The organism is Tenacibaculum singaporense (assembly GCF_003867015.1).
GTDB classification, from domain to species: Bacteria; Bacteroidota; Bacteroidia; order Flavobacteriales; family Flavobacteriaceae; genus Polaribacter; species Polaribacter singaporensis.
Genome location: NZ_CP032548.1, coordinates 1396868 through 1412641, shown reverse-complemented (window position 1 = coordinate 1412641; position 15774 = coordinate 1396868). Strand labels below are relative to the sequence as shown.

General features: G+C 32.5%; 16 protein-coding genes. 3 read left to right on the top strand and 13 right to left on the bottom strand.

The genetic code is table 11. The features are described from left to right. The first annotated feature begins 97 nt into the window (after window positions 1-97). The 3 genes from D6T69_RS06525 to D6T69_RS06515 are packed head-to-tail and all read left to right on the top strand — an operon-like array spanning window position 98 to window position 2858. Window positions 98-763 carry a DUF2490 domain-containing protein gene (locus tag D6T69_RS06525; protein WP_125066982.1) on the top strand — a complete coding sequence of 222 codons (666 nt, stop codon included), beginning with the start codon at window positions 98-100 and terminating at the stop codon, window positions 761-763. A 42-nt stretch (window positions 764-805) separates the two neighbouring features. Continuing rightward, a complete protein-coding gene (locus D6T69_RS06520; protein WP_125066981.1) occupies window positions 806-2113 on the top strand; it encodes a DUF819 family protein in 1308 nt (435 codons plus the stop codon). 40 nt (window positions 2114-2153) lie between these two features. Then, entirely contained in the window at window positions 2154-2858 is a 705-nt protein-coding gene (locus D6T69_RS06515) for a DUF4369 domain-containing protein (protein WP_125066980.1), read from the top strand. Window positions 2859-2924: 66 nt separating this feature from the next. On the opposite strand, the gene D6T69_RS06510 is transcribed toward D6T69_RS06515, so the two are convergent. The 13 genes from D6T69_RS06510 to D6T69_RS06450 all read right to left on the bottom strand — a co-directional run bounded on the left by D6T69_RS06510 (window position 2925) and on the right by D6T69_RS06450 (window position 15675). Beyond that, window positions 2925-3761, bottom strand: coding sequence for a universal stress protein (locus D6T69_RS06510; RefSeq protein WP_125066979.1), 837 nt, complete (start codon window positions 3759-3761; stop codon window positions 2925-2927). An 83-nt stretch (window positions 3762-3844) separates the two neighbouring features. Next, the gene (locus D6T69_RS06505) at window positions 3845-4543 is read right to left on the bottom strand and encodes a sulfite exporter TauE/SafE family protein (RefSeq protein ID WP_125066978.1); all 699 of its coding nucleotides are present in this window, start codon (window positions 4541-4543) and stop codon (window positions 3845-3847) included. Next, window positions 4543-4989 carry a FixH family protein gene (locus D6T69_RS06500; protein WP_125066977.1) on the bottom strand — a complete coding sequence of 149 codons (447 nt, stop codon included), beginning with the start codon at window positions 4987-4989 and terminating at the stop codon, window positions 4543-4545. The genes D6T69_RS06505 and D6T69_RS06500 overlap by 1 nt, the downstream gene beginning before the upstream one ends. Window positions 4990-5064: 75 nt before the next feature. After that, window positions 5065-6486, bottom strand: a complete 1422-nt coding sequence (ccoG, locus tag D6T69_RS06495) for a cytochrome c oxidase accessory protein CcoG (RefSeq protein WP_125066976.1) — start codon at window positions 6484-6486, stop codon at window positions 5065-5067. A gap of 36 nt (window positions 6487-6522) precedes the next feature. After that, window positions 6523-7431 carry a cbb3-type cytochrome c oxidase N-terminal domain-containing protein gene (locus D6T69_RS06490; RefSeq protein WP_125066975.1) on the bottom strand — a complete coding sequence of 303 codons (909 nt, stop codon included), beginning with the start codon at window positions 7429-7431 and terminating at the stop codon, window positions 6523-6525. 15 nt (window positions 7432-7446) lie between these two features. After that, the gene (locus D6T69_RS06485) at window positions 7447-7614 is read right to left on the bottom strand and encodes a CcoQ/FixQ family Cbb3-type cytochrome c oxidase assembly chaperone (RefSeq protein ID WP_125066974.1); all 168 of its coding nucleotides are present in this window, start codon (window positions 7612-7614) and stop codon (window positions 7447-7449) included. A 5-nt stretch (window positions 7615-7619) separates the two neighbouring features. After that, window positions 7620-9821: a cytochrome-c oxidase, cbb3-type subunit I gene (gene ccoN / locus D6T69_RS06480; RefSeq protein ID WP_125066973.1), complete on the bottom strand. Its 2202-nt coding sequence runs from the start codon at window positions 9819-9821 to the stop codon at window positions 7620-7622. A 33-nt stretch (window positions 9822-9854) separates the two neighbouring features. Then, window positions 9855-10019 carry a cbb3-type cytochrome oxidase assembly protein CcoS gene (gene ccoS / locus D6T69_RS06475; RefSeq protein WP_073184498.1) on the bottom strand — a complete coding sequence of 55 codons (165 nt, stop codon included), beginning with the start codon at window positions 10017-10019 and terminating at the stop codon, window positions 9855-9857. 123 nt (window positions 10020-10142) lie between these two features. Further along, window positions 10143-11507: an oxygen-independent coproporphyrinogen III oxidase gene (gene hemN / locus D6T69_RS06470; protein WP_125066972.1), complete on the bottom strand. Its 1365-nt coding sequence runs from the start codon at window positions 11505-11507 to the stop codon at window positions 10143-10145. 50 nt (window positions 11508-11557) lie between these two features. Then, window positions 11558-12256, bottom strand: coding sequence for a purine-nucleoside phosphorylase (deoD, locus tag D6T69_RS06465; RefSeq protein ID WP_125066971.1), 699 nt, complete (start codon window positions 12254-12256; stop codon window positions 11558-11560). Window positions 12257-12295: 39 nt separating this feature from the next. Beyond that, a complete protein-coding gene (gene deoC / locus D6T69_RS06460; protein WP_125066970.1) occupies window positions 12296-12961 on the bottom strand; it encodes a deoxyribose-phosphate aldolase in 666 nt (221 codons plus the stop codon). Window positions 12962-12963: 2 nt separating this feature from the next. Then, a complete protein-coding gene (locus D6T69_RS06455) occupies window positions 12964-13296 on the bottom strand; it encodes an AraC family ligand binding domain-containing protein (RefSeq protein WP_125066969.1) in 333 nt (110 codons plus the stop codon). A gap of 6 nt (window positions 13297-13302) precedes the next feature. After that, entirely contained in the window at window positions 13303-15675 is a 2373-nt protein-coding gene (locus D6T69_RS06450) for a heavy metal translocating P-type ATPase (protein ID WP_125066968.1), read from the bottom strand. Between the last annotated feature and the right edge of the window lie 99 nt (window positions 15676-15774).

Below are 15774 nucleotides of genomic sequence, written 5' to 3'. Positions count from 1 at the left end.
ACCTGGTTTTTATTTTTGCCTATATAACAATTAAATCTCCTGCATATACCAAACATGCAGGGGATTTTTAATATAACAAACAACCTCTTTATCAATTATGAAAAAGTTTACTTTATTAATCATCACTTTATTTTCATTAAACAATTTCGCTCAACAATCAGTAGCCCCAGACCCAACAAAAGAATTAGGTGTATGGTACATGTACAACGGATCTCATCAAGTTTCTGATAAGTTTAGCTTAAAAACCATGGCACATTTCCGCTTCTTTGAAGTTGGAGATGACATGCAACAATTTATTGGACGTTTAGGTGGTAATTATAAATTCAACAAAACTTTAAGCGCTACCGTAGGATATGCTTTCTTAAATACTGATAGAACTTTTAATGTTGATGCGAGCGACTTTAACGAACATCGTATTTATGAAGACCTAAATGTAAATCATAAAATAGCTAGTTTAAACTTAGCACATCGTTTTAGAGGTGAACAACGTTTTTTTGAATCGACCACTGGTAACTTCTTTAGATATCAATTAGCCTTGGGGCATCCTATCGATGAAAAATGGTCGACATACCTATACAATGAAACCTTTTTAGATTTTGAGGCAGAAGCTTATAATCAAAACTGGTTTGGAGCTGGTTTTAAATATAAAGTATCTGACATAGTTAAGCTTCAAGCAGGATATCAACTAATACATGTAAACGAGGTTGGTAACTTTAATAGAATTCAACTAGGAGTTGCAATTAGTACAGATCATAGAAAATAGAACTAACTAATATTTCATACTTTAGCGGCAAATTATTTTTAAATGGAAGCACCTCTTTTTACAAACGATGCAATCGTATTTGGTATTTTAATGATTTCGTTAGGTTTTGTATTTTATACAGAATCAAAAACCTCAGGATTTTGGCCTAAATTTTATAAAATAGTCCCAGGTTTATTCATGGCGTATTTTATCCCTGCAATATTTACTACTTTGGGAGTTATTTCTCCAGAATGGGAAACTACCAGTGCTGCTGGCGAAGTCGTAAAAAACAAATCACAACTATACTATGTCTCTAGTAGGTTTTTATTGCCTGCTGCCTTAGTTTTAATGACATTAAGTATTGACTTAAAAGCTATTTTCAACTTGGGATCAAAAGCTTTAATCATGTTTTTTACAGGAACTGTTGGTATTGTTATTGGAGGACCAATTGCTATTTTATTAATTTCTGCTTTTTCACCAGAAACAGTTGGAGGTGCAGATTTTGATGCTGTTTGGAGAGGACTTTCAACCTTAGCTGGTAGCTGGATTGGTGGTGGAGCTAACCAAACTGCTATGTTAGAAATTTACAAATACAATCCTGCTAAATATGGAGGAATGGTGTTTGTTGATATCGTAGTGGCTAATATTTGGATGGCTATCATTTTAATTGGAATTGGTAAAAAAGACAAAATAGATAAATGGTTAAAAGCTGATACTTCAGCTATTGAAGATTTAAAACAAAGAGTTTCTAATTTTACACAAAGTGTAAAAAGAAATCCGACTTTAACCGACTTTATAATTATGCTTGCCATTGCTTTTGGTACTGTTGGCTTTGGTCATTTTGCAGGAGCGTATTTAAGCGACATTTTTGCTTCTATAACTGCTAGTATGGAATCTCAAACTTGGAGAAACATATTCTCTTTCTTAGGTTCTAACTTCTTCTGGTTAATTAGTATATCAACAATTGCTGCTGTTATCTTATCTTTTACCAAAGCAAAAAATTACGAAGGTGCTGGCGCTAGTAAAATAGGTAGTATTTTTATTTATGTGTTAGTAGCAACCATTGGAATGAAAATGGATTTGACCTTGATTTTTGATAATGTAGGACTAATTGCTATTGGTTTGGTATGGATGGCAATTCATGCTGGATTATTAATTTTAGTCGCTAAATTAATTCGCGCTCCATATTTCTTCTTGGCTGTGGGAAGTCAGGCAAATGTTGGTGGAGCTGCTTCTGCCCCAATTGTAGCACAAGCTTTTCACCCTTCTTTAGCAACAGTAGGTGTTTTATTAGCTGTTTTCGGATACGCTATCGGTACCGTAGGCGCAATCCTATGTACAATTTTAATGGAAATAGCCTCAAAAGTTTAGGAGAAATCTGCATATTTGCAACAGACAAATTTTGAATTCAATGAAGAAAATTATTGCTCTTTTCGCAATTGCACTTGTTGCTTTTGCTTGTTCCTCTAAAAAAGAAGGAAACATGGTTGTTAAAGGTCAAATTAAAGGATTAAAAAAGGGTACTTTATACCTTCAAAAAATGAAGGACACATTACTAGTATCTGTTGATTCTATGGCGTTGTTAGGTGATGATAAATTTATACTAACAGATAACGTTGAGTCTCCTGTAATATATTACTTAACTTTTGATGGTAATACTACAGATAAACACATAATGTTTTTTGGTGAAGAAGGTGAAATTACCATCAACGATAAAATTGAAGAGTTTGGTTTTAAACCTGAAATCAAAGGGTCAAAAAATCAAGAAGTGATGGATGAATACCGTAAAATAAACCAACGTTTTATAGATCAACGTTTAGACTTTGTTAAAAAAGAAGTTGAAGCTCGTCAAGCTCAAGATGAAGTGCAGTTAGAACAAGTAGAAGCAGATTATAAGAAAATGGTACGTCGTCGTTTCTTATTCTCTACAAACTTTGCTATTGCAAATGCCGATAGTGAAGCTGCTCCATATATTGCTTTATCTGAACTATATGATGCTAATATTCAACTTTTAGATACAATTAATAATAGCTTAACTGATAAAGTTAAAAATTCTGAATACGGTAAACGTTTACAAAAGTTTGTAGATGATATAAAAGCTAAAGAAGGAAAGTAAGTTTTCTTTTCTTCAAAAAATATAAAAAAGCTCATTCAACTTGAATGAGCTTTTTATGTTTATATTCTAAATTTTAAAGGACAATACTGGTAACTTACTGTGGTTAGCAATATCTTCTGAAATACTACCTTCAAAAAAGTGTGCTATTCCCTTTCTACCATGTGTAGCTACTACTAAAGCATCTGAGTTTATTTTGTCTGCGTAATAGAACACTCCCTTTTCTACAGAATAATCAGAAATTATTTTTACTTTATGAACGCTTTCATCATAACTTTCATTAGCCTGATTGAAAAAACGCTTCATTCTTTCTTCTAACTCTTTTGTGCTCTTAAATTTAGACGTTGGTGTACTAACATATACGAGTTCCATATCTGCATTAAATTTCTTAAGAAACTCTTTTGCTTCCACATACGGCTTTACATCGTCATCAGAAAAATCACAAGCAAATAACACTTTGTCTATATGTTTTATTATTGGCTCTTCTTTTATTACTAATACAGGTACATGTGCATAACGGATTACCTTTTCTGTATTTGAACCAATAAACATTTCTTTTAAACCGCTTGCTCCTTTAGACCCCATAACAATCAAATCTGCTCCTTCATTTCTTGCCAACTGGTCTATTTCACTAAAAATCTTAAAATGTTTTATAATTGGAGTTACTTTTATGCCCGACAAATACTCTTTCTCTAAAAATTCTGCTAACTTTTTCTCAGACATTTGTAGGTAAAACAACATTTCTTGTTGTAAATAACTTTCTGATCTACTTAAAACAGCATTAGATAACTCAAGCATATGTACTACCAATACCTCAGCATCTGACTTTTTTGCTAAAAAAGCTGCTGTTTGTAAAGCATTTTCAGAATATTCAGAAAAATCAACAGGGACTATAATTTTTTTCATGATTTATTACTTTTAGGTTCTACGTCTTCTATAAAGTTACCTAAATTTTATCAGTAATACTATGATAATTGTCATTAAAATTTTTAGTGACAGCCTTCTACTGAGTTATGAACATCAGTAACAGGAAGTGGAGATATATAAGGTATTCCTAACCCTAATCCTCTAAAAATAAACAATATTCCAATAAAAACTACAACATAGGGTATTGCTTGTTGAACTCTTTTTCGCACCAAGCCATTTGCAAAATTACCTGCATATACTACAGCTGTCATTAATGGTATTGTTCCTAATCCAAAGAGAAACATATACAAGCTTCCGGACAACATGTTAGTTGTACTTAACGCTCCAAAAACTGCCATATACACTAATCCGCAAGGCAAAAATCCATTTAGAAAACCGATAGTAAAAAAAGTATCGTTTCCTTTTTTCTTCAACTCTTTCCCTAAAGAAGATTTCACTTTTATTACCAACCTATTTATTGGATTTGAAAAGTTATACCTTTGAAAAGTTTTTGGTACTAGAATTGCCAAAATCATTAACACTCCTACAATAATAGAAAGTTGTTGCTGAAACCCGAAGAAATAAAACCCTTTTCCTAGTAATCCGAATAAAAAGCCTATTAAACTATAAGTAAATAAGCGTCCTAGATGATAACTAGTTATTTGAAAAAACTGCTTTACTTTATTAGTTCTGTCTACTGGTAACATAAAGGCTATAGGGCCACACATACCTATGCAATGAAAGCTACCTAATAAACCAAATATGATTGCTGAAAGAAACATTAATATACTAACTCTTTCTGAAATAAATAATCTTTACTTTTGTAGTTCCAGGAAACTGTTATGTTCCAACGACCACCCAACAAACGTTTCTCAGGCACGAGCAAATATGTTTCGGAGATCGAAATAGGCATTTCGAAATCCAATTGTTTATCAGATGGTCTGTATAGGAACACTTTTCCTTTTATATCTTTAGGGTTAAAGTCCGTTGGAAAATGGACTTTAATTCCTTCAGTTACTTTTTCTATTGTAATATTGTCTTTTAATGCTTTCGCATTTTTAGTAGCATCTAATTTGTTCTGAAATTCTAATTCTTGTTGATAGTATTTTTCAGTTACCAAATCGTGATTAAAATTTTTACCTGTACTCATCGTGATTACAAAATACATGATAAAGCCTATAAATCCTATAATTGCTATTACTATACCCGTGCCCCAGTTTAGTTTCATTTTATTTATTTTTTGGTCTTTGGATTCGTAGTCTTTAGCCTTACTGAGCTAAAAACTACAAATCTGTAGACTGTTTTATCTATAACTTCTTGGTCCTAAAAAGTTGGTTGTAGTAGTTTCAATAAGTTTATCGCCACTATACACTCCTATTTTTAGTTTTTCCTTTTCATTTTTCATTTCAGACTGATGTAACTCTATAAACAACGTTCCTTCTGCCAATCCTTGTTTAGGTACTTCAAAATCTTGATGTGTTACCGTTTCTATTTTTCCTTTATGAGATAGCAATTTATAACTCACATTATCAATTTGTTTTGTTGTTTTATTTACTACTTTAAAAGTGTAAATATTACTAATAACTCCATTTTCTTTATGTTGATATAACTGACCTGGTAATCGCAAAATTGTTGCTTCTACATCATTTCTCAAAAACAGCATTCCTATTAAAATCCCTATTAAAATGAACAATACCGCTGAGTATCCTTTCATCCTAGCTGTAAATTTAAAAGGTGTTTTCTTAACAATGTTTTCCTCACTAGCATAACGGATTAAGCCTTTTGGTAATCCAACCTTTTCCATCATGTGGTCACATTCATCAATACAAGCTGTACAGTTTACGCATTCTAATTGCGTACCATTTCGAATATCTATTCCTGTAGGACATACATGAACACATTGAAAACAATCAATACAATCTCCTTTTCCAGACGCTGCTCTATCTTCTTTTTTATTAAACTTCCCTCTTCCTACTTTTCCTTCTCCTCTTACATGGTCGTAAGCAACATTAATCGTTTTATTATCTAACAATACTCCTTGCAATCTACCATAAGGACAAGCAATAATACATACCTGTTCTCTAAACCATGCGAAAATAAAATAGAAAACTCCTGTAAAAATTAGCAATGATATTAAAGTTCTTAAATGATCTAATGGATTACCTGTTATGTAACTTATTAATTTATCACTTCCAATTAGGTATGCTAAGAAAACGTTTGCTATTATAAAAGAGATAATAAAAAAGACAATCCATTTTAAAACTCTTTTTCTAATTTTTTCAGCATTCCATGCTTGTTTTGCTAAACGAATCTGTTTTCCTCTATCTCCTTCTATTAAATATTCTATTTTTCTGAAAACCATTTCTAAGAAAATGGTTTGTGGACAAATCCAACCACAGAAAATTCGACCAAAAACAACGGTAAATAGAATGATAAAAACCACTCCTATTATCATTGAAATCACCATTAAGTGAAAATCTTGTGGCCAAAAAGGGAATCCGAAAATGTTAAACTTACGCTCTAAAACATTAAATAGTAAGAACTGATTTCCGTTGATTTTAACAAACGGTGCTAGTAATAAAAACGCTAATAAAAAATAGCTTACATAGCTTCGATATTTGTAAAACTTTCCACTTGGTTTTTTTGGAAACACCCAAGCCCTTTTTCCTTCATCATTTATAGTACCAATACTATCTCTGAATTGTTCGTTTTTGGGTGTTTCCATAATCAACTATTAAAAACTAATTTGTAACTACTATTTTTATTGAATACTGTCTTTTGCTTGTTCTTCAGCTGGTGCCTGACCTTCTTCTTTATACAACTCTCCTTGAGGTTCTTTTGGTTTTGCTGGAGTAGTTCCTTGTAAAGAGATAATATAACTTGCTACCTTTTGAATGTCTTTAGGTTTTAGCGTTTTATTCCACGCAACCATACCTTTACCATCTCTACCTCCATTAGCAATAGTGTTGAAGATATTTTTCATACCACCACCTAAAATCCAGTAATTATCGGTTAAGTTTGGTCCAATACCACCTCCACCATCAGCAATGTGACATGCTGCACAGTTTAGATTATATACCGCCTTACCTCTACTTAAATCTCCAGCATCTGTTAAAACAGTAGCTGTTTCTGCATCAATAACAGCTTCTTTTGAAGTTGATTTGAACGCTGCCAGTTCTTTTTTAGCTTCTGCTACTGCTTGGGCATATTCCATTTCTTGATTGTCTGCTCCCAATACATGGTATCTTACTAAATATACCGCTGCAAAAATGATTGTTGCATAGAACATGTACAGCCACCATGGCGGTAAGTTATTATCTAACTCTTTAATTCCATCATAGTTATGATCTAGGATAATTTCATCTTCCTCTTCAATAGCTTTAGCTTCTGTCCATTTATTAATAATTTTCTTAGCCCAAGCCCAATTATCAACTTCTTCAGGTTGAATTCCTTCTTTTTCCATTTGAAGCTGTTCTGCCTTTTGCTGTGCTACAATATTTAAAGCTTCTTTTAATATAACTACTGTTATAAGACCTACAATTGCTATCCATACTAACGGGTGCTCATACAGGCTAAATGGATTTTCGTATGATTTAATTGCAGTAGTAATAGCAAAAAAGGTTACTGCTACAAAAATGATATATACTATAGATTGAAAATATTTTTTCATCTTACTTTGAATTTTCTAGTTATCTAATGGTAAATTACTTACCCTACTTATATACTCTTTCTTGGCTGTAAACACCCACCAAAACAACACTACAAAAAATGTAAAGAATATGGTTAGTGAAATAATTGGGTATATTTCAATACCTGCAATAGTTTCCATATGATTTTTTACAAACTTTAACATGATTTCTAGTTTTTAGCGCTTAATTGATCTTCTACATCTTTAATCTTAATATCGGTACCTAATCGTTGTAAATAAGCGATTAAAGCTACAATTTCTCTATCTTTCATTTCTATGAAAGTTTGTCCGTTTTCCTGAGCGTACTTTTTATCTGCTTCATAATTCGTTTTGAAATCAGGATCTGCATATAAGTTCTCTTGAATTTTAGTTCCTTGCTCTTCCATGCTTGTTTGCGCATTGGCTATATCTTCTTCTGTATAAGGAACTCCTAAGCTAACCATTGCTTTCATTTTGCTTTCGGTATCACTCTTATCTAACTTGTTTCTTACTAGCCATTGGTATGCTGGCATAATAGATCCTGGCGATGTACTTTGTGGGTCATACATGTGGTTTAAATGCCAACTATCGTTATACTTTCCTCCAACTCTTAATAAATCTGGACCTGTACGTTTAGACCCCCATAAGAATGGATGATCGTATACAAACTCTCCTGCTTTTGCAAATTCTCCATAACGTTCTACTTCCGATCTAAATGGACGTACCATTTGTGAGTGACATCCCACACATCCTTCACGGATATAAATATCTCTACCTTCTAATTCTAGTGGAGTATAAGGTTGTACGCTTGTTATTGTTGGAATATTAGATTTTACTAATAAGGTTGGTATAATTTGAACAACCCCTCCAATTAAAATCGCTACAGTAGCATAGATAGTTAATTTTACTGGTCTTCTTTCTAACCAAGTGTGCCAACCTTCTTTAGATGTTCTATATTTAGATACTTTTGTTAATGCTGCTGCTTCTGCTAATTCATCTGTTACTCCACTTCCTGATCTTACCGTTTTAACAATGTTGTATAACATTACAAATGCTCCAAGGATAAATAAACTTCCTCCAATAGCACGCATCCAATACATTGGAATGATTTCGTTTACTGTTTCTAAGAAGTTACCATAAGTTAACGTTCCATCTGGATTAAACTGTTTCCACATTGAAGCTTGCACAAACCCTGCAACATACATTGGTAGTGCATACATAATAATACCTAAAGTTCCAATCCAGAAATGGAAGTTAGCCAATGCTGTAGAGTATAGTTTTGTTTTGAACATTCTTGGTACTAACCAATATAACATACCAAAGGTTAAGAATCCGTTCCATGCTAAAGCACCTACGTGTACGTGAGCAATAATCCAATCACTAAAGTGCGCAATTGCATTTACATTCTTTAACGATAACATCGGTCCTTCAAAAGTTGCCATACCATACCCTGTAATTGCAACTACCATGAATTTTAATACTGGATCTACTCTAACTTTATCCCAAGCTCCACGAAGTGTTAGTAATCCGTTAATCATACCTCCCCAAGATGGTGCAATTAACATTACTGAGAACGCTACTCCTAAGTTTTGTGCCCAATCTGGTAAAGATGTGTATAATAAGTGGTGAGGTCCTGCCCAGATGTAGATAAAAATTAACGACCAGAAGTGTACAATAGATAATCTATATGAATATACTGGACGATTAGCCGCTTTAGGAACAAAGTAGTACATTAATCCTAAGAACGGAGTCGTTAAGAAGAATGCCACAGCGTTGTGTCCGTACCACCATTGTACTAATGCGTCTTGAACTCCTGCATACACTGAATAACTTTTCATAAAGCTAACAGGTAATTCTAAACTGTTAAAAATGTGTAATACCGCTACGGTTACAAAAGTCCCTAAATAGAACCAAATTGCTACATATAAGTGACGTTGTCTTCTTTGTAAGATTGTCCAAATCATGTTAGCACCAAAAGCTACCCAAACTAATGCTATGGCAATATCAATTGGCCATTCTAATTCGGCATATTCTTTTGAAGTTGTATACCCTAACGGAAGTGTTATGGCTGCTGCAACAATTATTAACTGCCATCCCCAAAAGTTAAAGTTACTTAAAAAATCACTCGCCATACGGGCTTTCAGTAATCGTTGTAGTGAGTAGTAAACTCCTGCAAAAATGGCATTTCCTACGAATGCAAAAATTACTGCGTTCGTATGTAATGGTCTTAAACGTCCAAAACTTAACCACGAAATTCCGTCAGTTAAATTTGGGAATAAAAACATAAAAGCCAATAACAATCCTACTGAAAAACCTACTATTCCCCATAGTAAGGTTGCGTAGATGAATTTTTTTACGATCTTATTATCGTAATAAAATTGTTGCATTTCCATAATCTATTTGAATTTAATATCTATTGTTAATTGTTAGTTCTTTGTTTCTTCTTTTACCAGTTCATCATCAAATAACATGCGAACTGACGGCGTGTACGAATCATCGTACTGCCCTTTTTTTACTGAAACAATAAATGCTATAAAGAAAATAATAGCCACTAAAATACTTAGTGATAGTAGTAAGTAAATAACGCTCATATCTTGCCTGATAATTATAGTTCAAAGATACTTGTGAAGGTTTTCTTAAAATATGACTTTTGTCATGTTTTAATTTTTTTTCATAAAAAAACTCGAAGAAAAAATCTTCGAGTTCTTCGCTGTTTAAATAGTCATTGAAAACAGTTTGGTTTCTGGTTGTTTTTCATGTAATTTCTTATCGAATGCCATACAGATATTACGCACATAGGGTCTTGCTTTTTCTGGAACGGTTAACTTATTTCCTTTTATAGAGACCAAACCATCATCTATCATTTCTTCCAATTTTTCAATATACGTTTCTACATTTTCTATCTGTAATTGCTCTTCTTCCCACGAAGTGGAGAAATGACACATGATATTTAAAATATGCTTTCTAATAATTAAATCTTCTTCTGATAATATATGCCCTCTAAATACAGGAATTTCTCCTTCGTTTACAACTCTTTCGTACTCTTTTACCGTTTTTACATTTTGTGCAAATCCGTACCAAGAATCAGAGATTGACGACATTCCTAAGCCTACCATTAACTGTGTTTTGTTAGCAGTGTATCCCATAAAGTTACGATGCAGTGTTTTTTCTTCTGTAGCTTTGTATAAGCTATCAGTAGGTAACGCGAAATGATCCATTCCTATTTCTATGTAACCCATTTCTGCAAACAACTCCTTTCCTATTTCATACAACTCTCGCTTTTCTTCATTTTTAGGTAAATCATCTTCATTAAATCCTCTCTGCCCAACTCCTTTTACCCAAGGAACATGCGCATAACTATAAAACGAAATTCTATCAGGTTCTAGCTCTTTTGTTTTATTAATGGTATGAATTACATTTTCCTTGGTTTGAAACGGAAGTCCAAATACCAAATCGTGACTGATAGATGTATACCCTATTTCTTTTGCCCAATTATGTACGTTTTGAACATTTTCAAAAGGCTGAATTCGATGAATTGCTTCTTGCACTTTTGGATTGTAATCTTGTACTCCAAAACTCACTCTTGTAAATCCTAAATCATATAAGGTTTGTAGGTGTTCTTTTGTGGTGTTGTTTGGATGCCCTTCAAAACTAAATTCATGATTAGGATGTTTTTCTGCATTGATAAAAATCCCGTCAATTAATCTTTTTAATTGTTTTTCTGAAAAGAATGTTGGAGTCCCTCCTCCTAAATGAATTTCTTTTATTATAGGTGTTTCATCTACCAAATTAACATATAACTGCCATTCTTTTAAAACAGTTTCTATATACGGATCTTCCATTTCATGACGTTTTGTTATATGTTTATGACACGCACAAAACGTACATAAACTCTCGCAAAATGGTAAGTGAATATATAAGCTAATTCCTTCTGATGAGTTACTTTCGATAAACGATTGCTTAAAAGTTTTAATCCATTTTTCCTTTGAAAAAGTTTCATTGTCCCAATACGGAACGGTTGGATAACTTGTATATCTTGGTCCTGGAATGTTATATTTCTGAATAAGTGAATTTTTCATATGTATTAAGTTAAAAATTGTGAGACCTCTCGACTACGCTCGAGGTGACATTAAGCCAATTCTAAAGCGATTTCAATCATTTCTTTAAAGGTTTGTTCTCTTTCATCTGCAGTCGTTCTTTCTCCAGTAACTAAACTATCTGAAATGGTTAAAATTGATAGTGCGTTTACTTTGTGTTTTGCAGCAACAGTATACAGCCCATTTGTTTCCATCTCAACACAAAGCACTCCATAATCTGCCCACTTTTTATAGCTTTCAAATTTATCGGCATAAAACTCGTCTGAACTTAAAATGTTTCCTGCTTTTAATGGAATTCCTTTCTGCTTAGCTGCTTCAATAGCTTTTTGGAATAGTTCAAAACTTGCTGTCGACGCATAATCAGCTCCGTTGAAACGTATAGTATTTAATCCAGAATTTGTTGATGCTGCCATGGCTATAACAATATCTCTAATTTTTACATCTTCTTGATAAGAACCAGCTGAACCTACTCTTATTAAATTTTTAACTCCATACTCTGTAATTAATTCATGACAATAAATTAATGTGGAAGGAATTCCCATTCCAGTTCCTTGAACAGATATTCGCTTTCCTTGATACGTTCCTGTAAAACCTAGCATTCCACGAACATCATTGTAACACGTTGGATTTTCTAAAAATGTTTCTGCTATCCATTTTGCGCGCATAGGATCACCTGGTAATAAAACAGTTTCTGCTATTTCTCCTTTCTTTGCTTCTATATGTACGCTCATTCTTTGTTCTTTTAGATTTTGAGTTATTAAAAACTTATTTTAATACTGATTCTTACCTGAAATACCACTCGTTACTAATGAAACACCTGACGAGGTTCCTAAACGAGTTACTCCCATTTCTATGTACCTCTTAGCTGTTTCGATATCTCTAATACCACCAGCTGCTTTTATCTGCGCTTTTCCATCTACAACACTATCCATTATCATTACATCTTTAAAAGTAGCCCCTTCAGTACCAAAGCCTGTAGATGTTTTTACAAAATCAGCTCCGGCTTCTACCGCTAATTGACTTGCTATTTTTATTTGTTCCTTAGATAGGTAACAGTTTTCAAAAATTACTTTTAATATATTTTCTCCTATTTCTTCTTTAATCAATCGAATTTCTTTTTCTACATAATTTTCTTCACCATCTAACAACTTACCAATATTGATAACCATATCTATTTCTGAAGCTCCGTTTTTTATACATTCTTTAGCTTCAAAAATTTTAGCTTTGGTTGTCATTGCTCCTAAAGGGAAACCTACTACAGCTGCTACTTTTACATCCGAGTTTTTTAACTCTTTGGCTGCCAATTCTACATAACATCCATTTACACAAACTGCATAAAAATTATATTTTTTGGCCTCATTACATAGCTTTACTATATCTGCTTTAGTTGCTGTAGCTTTTAATAAAGTATGATCTATATATTTATTAATATTCATAATTATACTTCTTTTACTCTTTTTAAAGTGTCTAATTTTGATAACGATAACCTTACAATACTCTCTTCAGTCGCTGTTAGATTATGTACTACTTGTGGTTTTAATGAAATTATATCTCCAGTAACCATTTGTTTTACTTCTCCTGCGACTCCAAAATCTATAGACCCTTTTACTATTTGAACAATGATTGCAAATGGAGCTTGGTGATCTTCCATAGTTTGCCCTTTTTTAAATACCACTCGTATTTCTTTTGAGAAATCTGTATCTAATAATAAAGACACTGCTGGTTTAAGTTCATTAAATTTTATATCTTCTAAAAATGATGCTATCTTCATAATTTTTTATTTTATTTTTCTACCTAAAATATTGGTTGCTATGGTTGTAAATATTACTACACTAATTGAACTCAACGGCATTAAAATAGCTGCTATTACAGGCATTAACCGCCCCGTTACCGCAAAATAAAGTCCTACAACATTGTACATTAAAGATAGTAAAAAACAATACTTAATAATTTTTATCGCTTTTTGTGAAGCTTTTATATAGTTTCCTATTTCACTAAATTTTGTGGCATCTAAAATAGCATCGCAAGCAGGTGAAAATACATTGATATTTTCCGATAAAGCTATTCCTACATTACTTTGAGCTAACGCTCCTGCATCATTTAATCCGTCACCAATCATCAATACACTTTTGTTTTTTTCTTGTAGTTCCTCTACATAATGTAGCTTATCTTGCGGTTTTTGATTGAATAAAAATGTTGTTTCTTTAGGTAGTAACTCCTCTAAAAACTTCTTTTCTCCTTCATTATCTCCTGAAACAACTGATAAATCATACTTTTTATTTAAGTTAGAAAACAGGTTTTCAACACCTTTTCTGTAAGCATTTTTAAACACAAACTTTCCTTTATACTCATCGTTAACACTAATATGAACCGAAGTATCAAAATTTAATCGTTCTTCTGCATTTTTTACAAAAGAAGACGAACCTATTTTTAATCTTATTTGTTGATAACTTGTCTCAATTCCTTTTCCTACATATTCTTGGTAATTATCAACTGGTAACATTTCTTCTTCTAAAGAAGCATATAACATTCTACTTAGCGGATGATTTGAAGCCCTTAATGAGCTTTTTAATATCGCTTTTTGGAGTTTATTTAGATCTTCACCTTTATACGTTATCGTATTTTCTTTATTAGTGGTAAGCGTACCTGTTTTATCAAAAATAACAGAGTTTATAGCTGCTAATTGTTCTACTATTGTAGCATTCTTTAAATAAAATTTCTTTCTTCCAAAGATTCGTAGGATATTCCCTAAAGTAAACGGTGCTGCTAAGGCTATGGCACACGGACATGCAATAATTAATACGGACGTAAATACGTTTAATGCTACACTTGAATCATAATACAACCAAAAGGTTGTAGACAAAAATGCTATTGACAATACAATGATGGTAAAGTTCTTACTGATTTTATCGGTCAACGTTTTAAATGATGAATTTTTATCTTTTTGAAATACATCATTACTCCACAACTGTGTTAAGTAACTTTGTGAAACCGAAGCTAGCACCTCCATTTCTATACTTCCTGACAGTTGCTTTCCTCCTGCAAATAATTTATCTCCTGACTTTTTATTTACAGGAACAGCCTCACCTGTAACAAAACTGTAATCTATTTTTGCTTCTCCGTTAATTAAAATTCCATCAACAGGAATTAATTCTTGGTTTCTAATTAGTAGTCTGTCTCCTTTTTTAACATCATAGATTTGTGTGTTTTCTTCTTTTTTATCCGCTGTTATTTTTGTGACTGCAATTGGAAAGTACGACTTGTAATCGCGTTCAAATGACAAGAAATTATAGGTTTTCTGTTGAAAAAACTTCCCTAATAATAAGAAGAACACTAGCCCTGTTAAACTGTCAAAAAAGCCTGTTCCTAGGTCTAATACAATTTCTGCTGTGCTACGTACAAATAACACAAATATTCCTAAAGCAATAGGAACATCAATGTTTAAAATTTTAGAACGAAGTCCTTTATAAGCAGAAATAAAATAGTCTTGTCCAGCATAAAACACTACAGGTAACGAAAATATAAACATTAACCAACGGAAGATTCCTTTGTATTGCTCTAACCAATATTCAGATACTTCAAAGTATTCAGGAAATGACAAAAACATAACATTTCCAAAAGCAAAACCTGCTATTCCTAGCTTATAAATTAAACTACGGTCTACCTTCTTTTTTCCTACCTCATAATCTTCAAGACTTATGTAAGGTTCATAACCAATAGAACTTAACAGTAATACTATTTCTTTAAGTGATGTTCTTTCGGAATTAAACGTAATTCGTACTGTCTTTTTTGGAAAATTAACTTGAGATGAAGATACAAACTCCTGTAGTTTATGTAAGTTTTCTAATACCCAGATACAGGAGCTACAATGTATATGTGGAATGTATAAATTTACCACTTGTACATTACCATCGTTAAACTCTAATAGTTTATCTACAATGGATTCATTATCCAAGAAATCATATTTTCCTTGTATTTCTTCAGGTATTGCTCCTGGGTTGTTTTGAAAATCGTAATAACAAGTTAAATCGTTTTCTGAAAAAATTTCATAAACCATTTTACATCCATTACAGCAGAAAAATTTATCTTCTATTGTAATTATTTTTGTATCGCACTCGTTACCACAATGAAAACATGTTGTGCTTTCCATATTTACTCTTTTGCCTAGTACAAATGTCTGATAAGATATCAAATTAAAACATGATAATTGTCAGGTTTTCCGTATATTTGAGTAGTAAAAAAAAGGGCA

Excerpts from the sequence above, each read along its gene's own strand:
- D6T69_RS06450 (WP_125066968.1), bottom strand. The coding sequence starts at position 15,675 with ATGGAAAGCACAACATGTTTTCATTGTGGTAACGAGTGCGATACAAAA.
- D6T69_RS06490 (WP_125066975.1), bottom strand. The coding sequence starts at position 7,431 with ATGAAAAAATATTTTCAATCTATAGTATATATCATTTTTGTAGCAGTA.
- D6T69_RS06485 (WP_125066974.1), bottom strand. The coding sequence starts at position 7,614 with ATGTTAAAGTTTGTAAAAAATCATATGGAAACTATTGCAGGTATTGAA.
- ccoN (WP_125066973.1), bottom strand. The coding sequence starts at position 9,821 with ATGGAAATGCAACAATTTTATTACGATAATAAGATCGTAAAAAAATTC.
- ccoG (WP_125066976.1), bottom strand. The coding sequence starts at position 6,486 with ATGGAAACACCCAAAAACGAACAATTCAGAGATAGTATTGGTACTATA.
- D6T69_RS06455 (WP_125066969.1), bottom strand. The coding sequence starts at position 13,296 with ATGAAGATAGCATCATTTTTAGAAGATATAAAATTTAATGAACTTAAA.
- D6T69_RS06525 (WP_125066982.1), top strand. The coding sequence starts at position 98 with ATGAAAAAGTTTACTTTATTAATCATCACTTTATTTTCATTAAACAAT.
- D6T69_RS06505 (WP_125066978.1), bottom strand. The coding sequence starts at position 4,543 with ATGTTTCTTTCAGCAATCATATTTGGTTTATTAGGTAGCTTTCATTGC.
- D6T69_RS06515 (WP_125066980.1), top strand. The coding sequence starts at position 2,154 with ATGAAGAAAATTATTGCTCTTTTCGCAATTGCACTTGTTGCTTTTGCT.
- hemN (WP_125066972.1), bottom strand. The coding sequence starts at position 11,507 with ATGAAAAATTCACTTATTCAGAAATATAACATTCCAGGACCAAGATAT.
- ccoS (WP_073184498.1), bottom strand. The coding sequence starts at position 10,019 with ATGAGCGTTATTTACTTACTACTATCACTAAGTATTTTAGTGGCTATT.
- D6T69_RS06500 (WP_125066977.1), bottom strand. The coding sequence starts at position 4,989 with ATGAAACTAAACTGGGGCACGGGTATAGTAATAGCAATTATAGGATTT.
- D6T69_RS06520 (WP_125066981.1), top strand. The coding sequence starts at position 806 with ATGGAAGCACCTCTTTTTACAAACGATGCAATCGTATTTGGTATTTTA.
- deoD (WP_125066971.1), bottom strand. The coding sequence starts at position 12,256 with ATGAGCGTACATATAGAAGCAAAGAAAGGAGAAATAGCAGAAACTGTT.
- D6T69_RS06510 (WP_125066979.1), bottom strand. The coding sequence starts at position 3,761 with ATGAAAAAAATTATAGTCCCTGTTGATTTTTCTGAATATTCTGAAAAT.
- deoC (WP_125066970.1), bottom strand. The coding sequence starts at position 12,961 with ATGAATATTAATAAATATATAGATCATACTTTATTAAAAGCTACAGCA.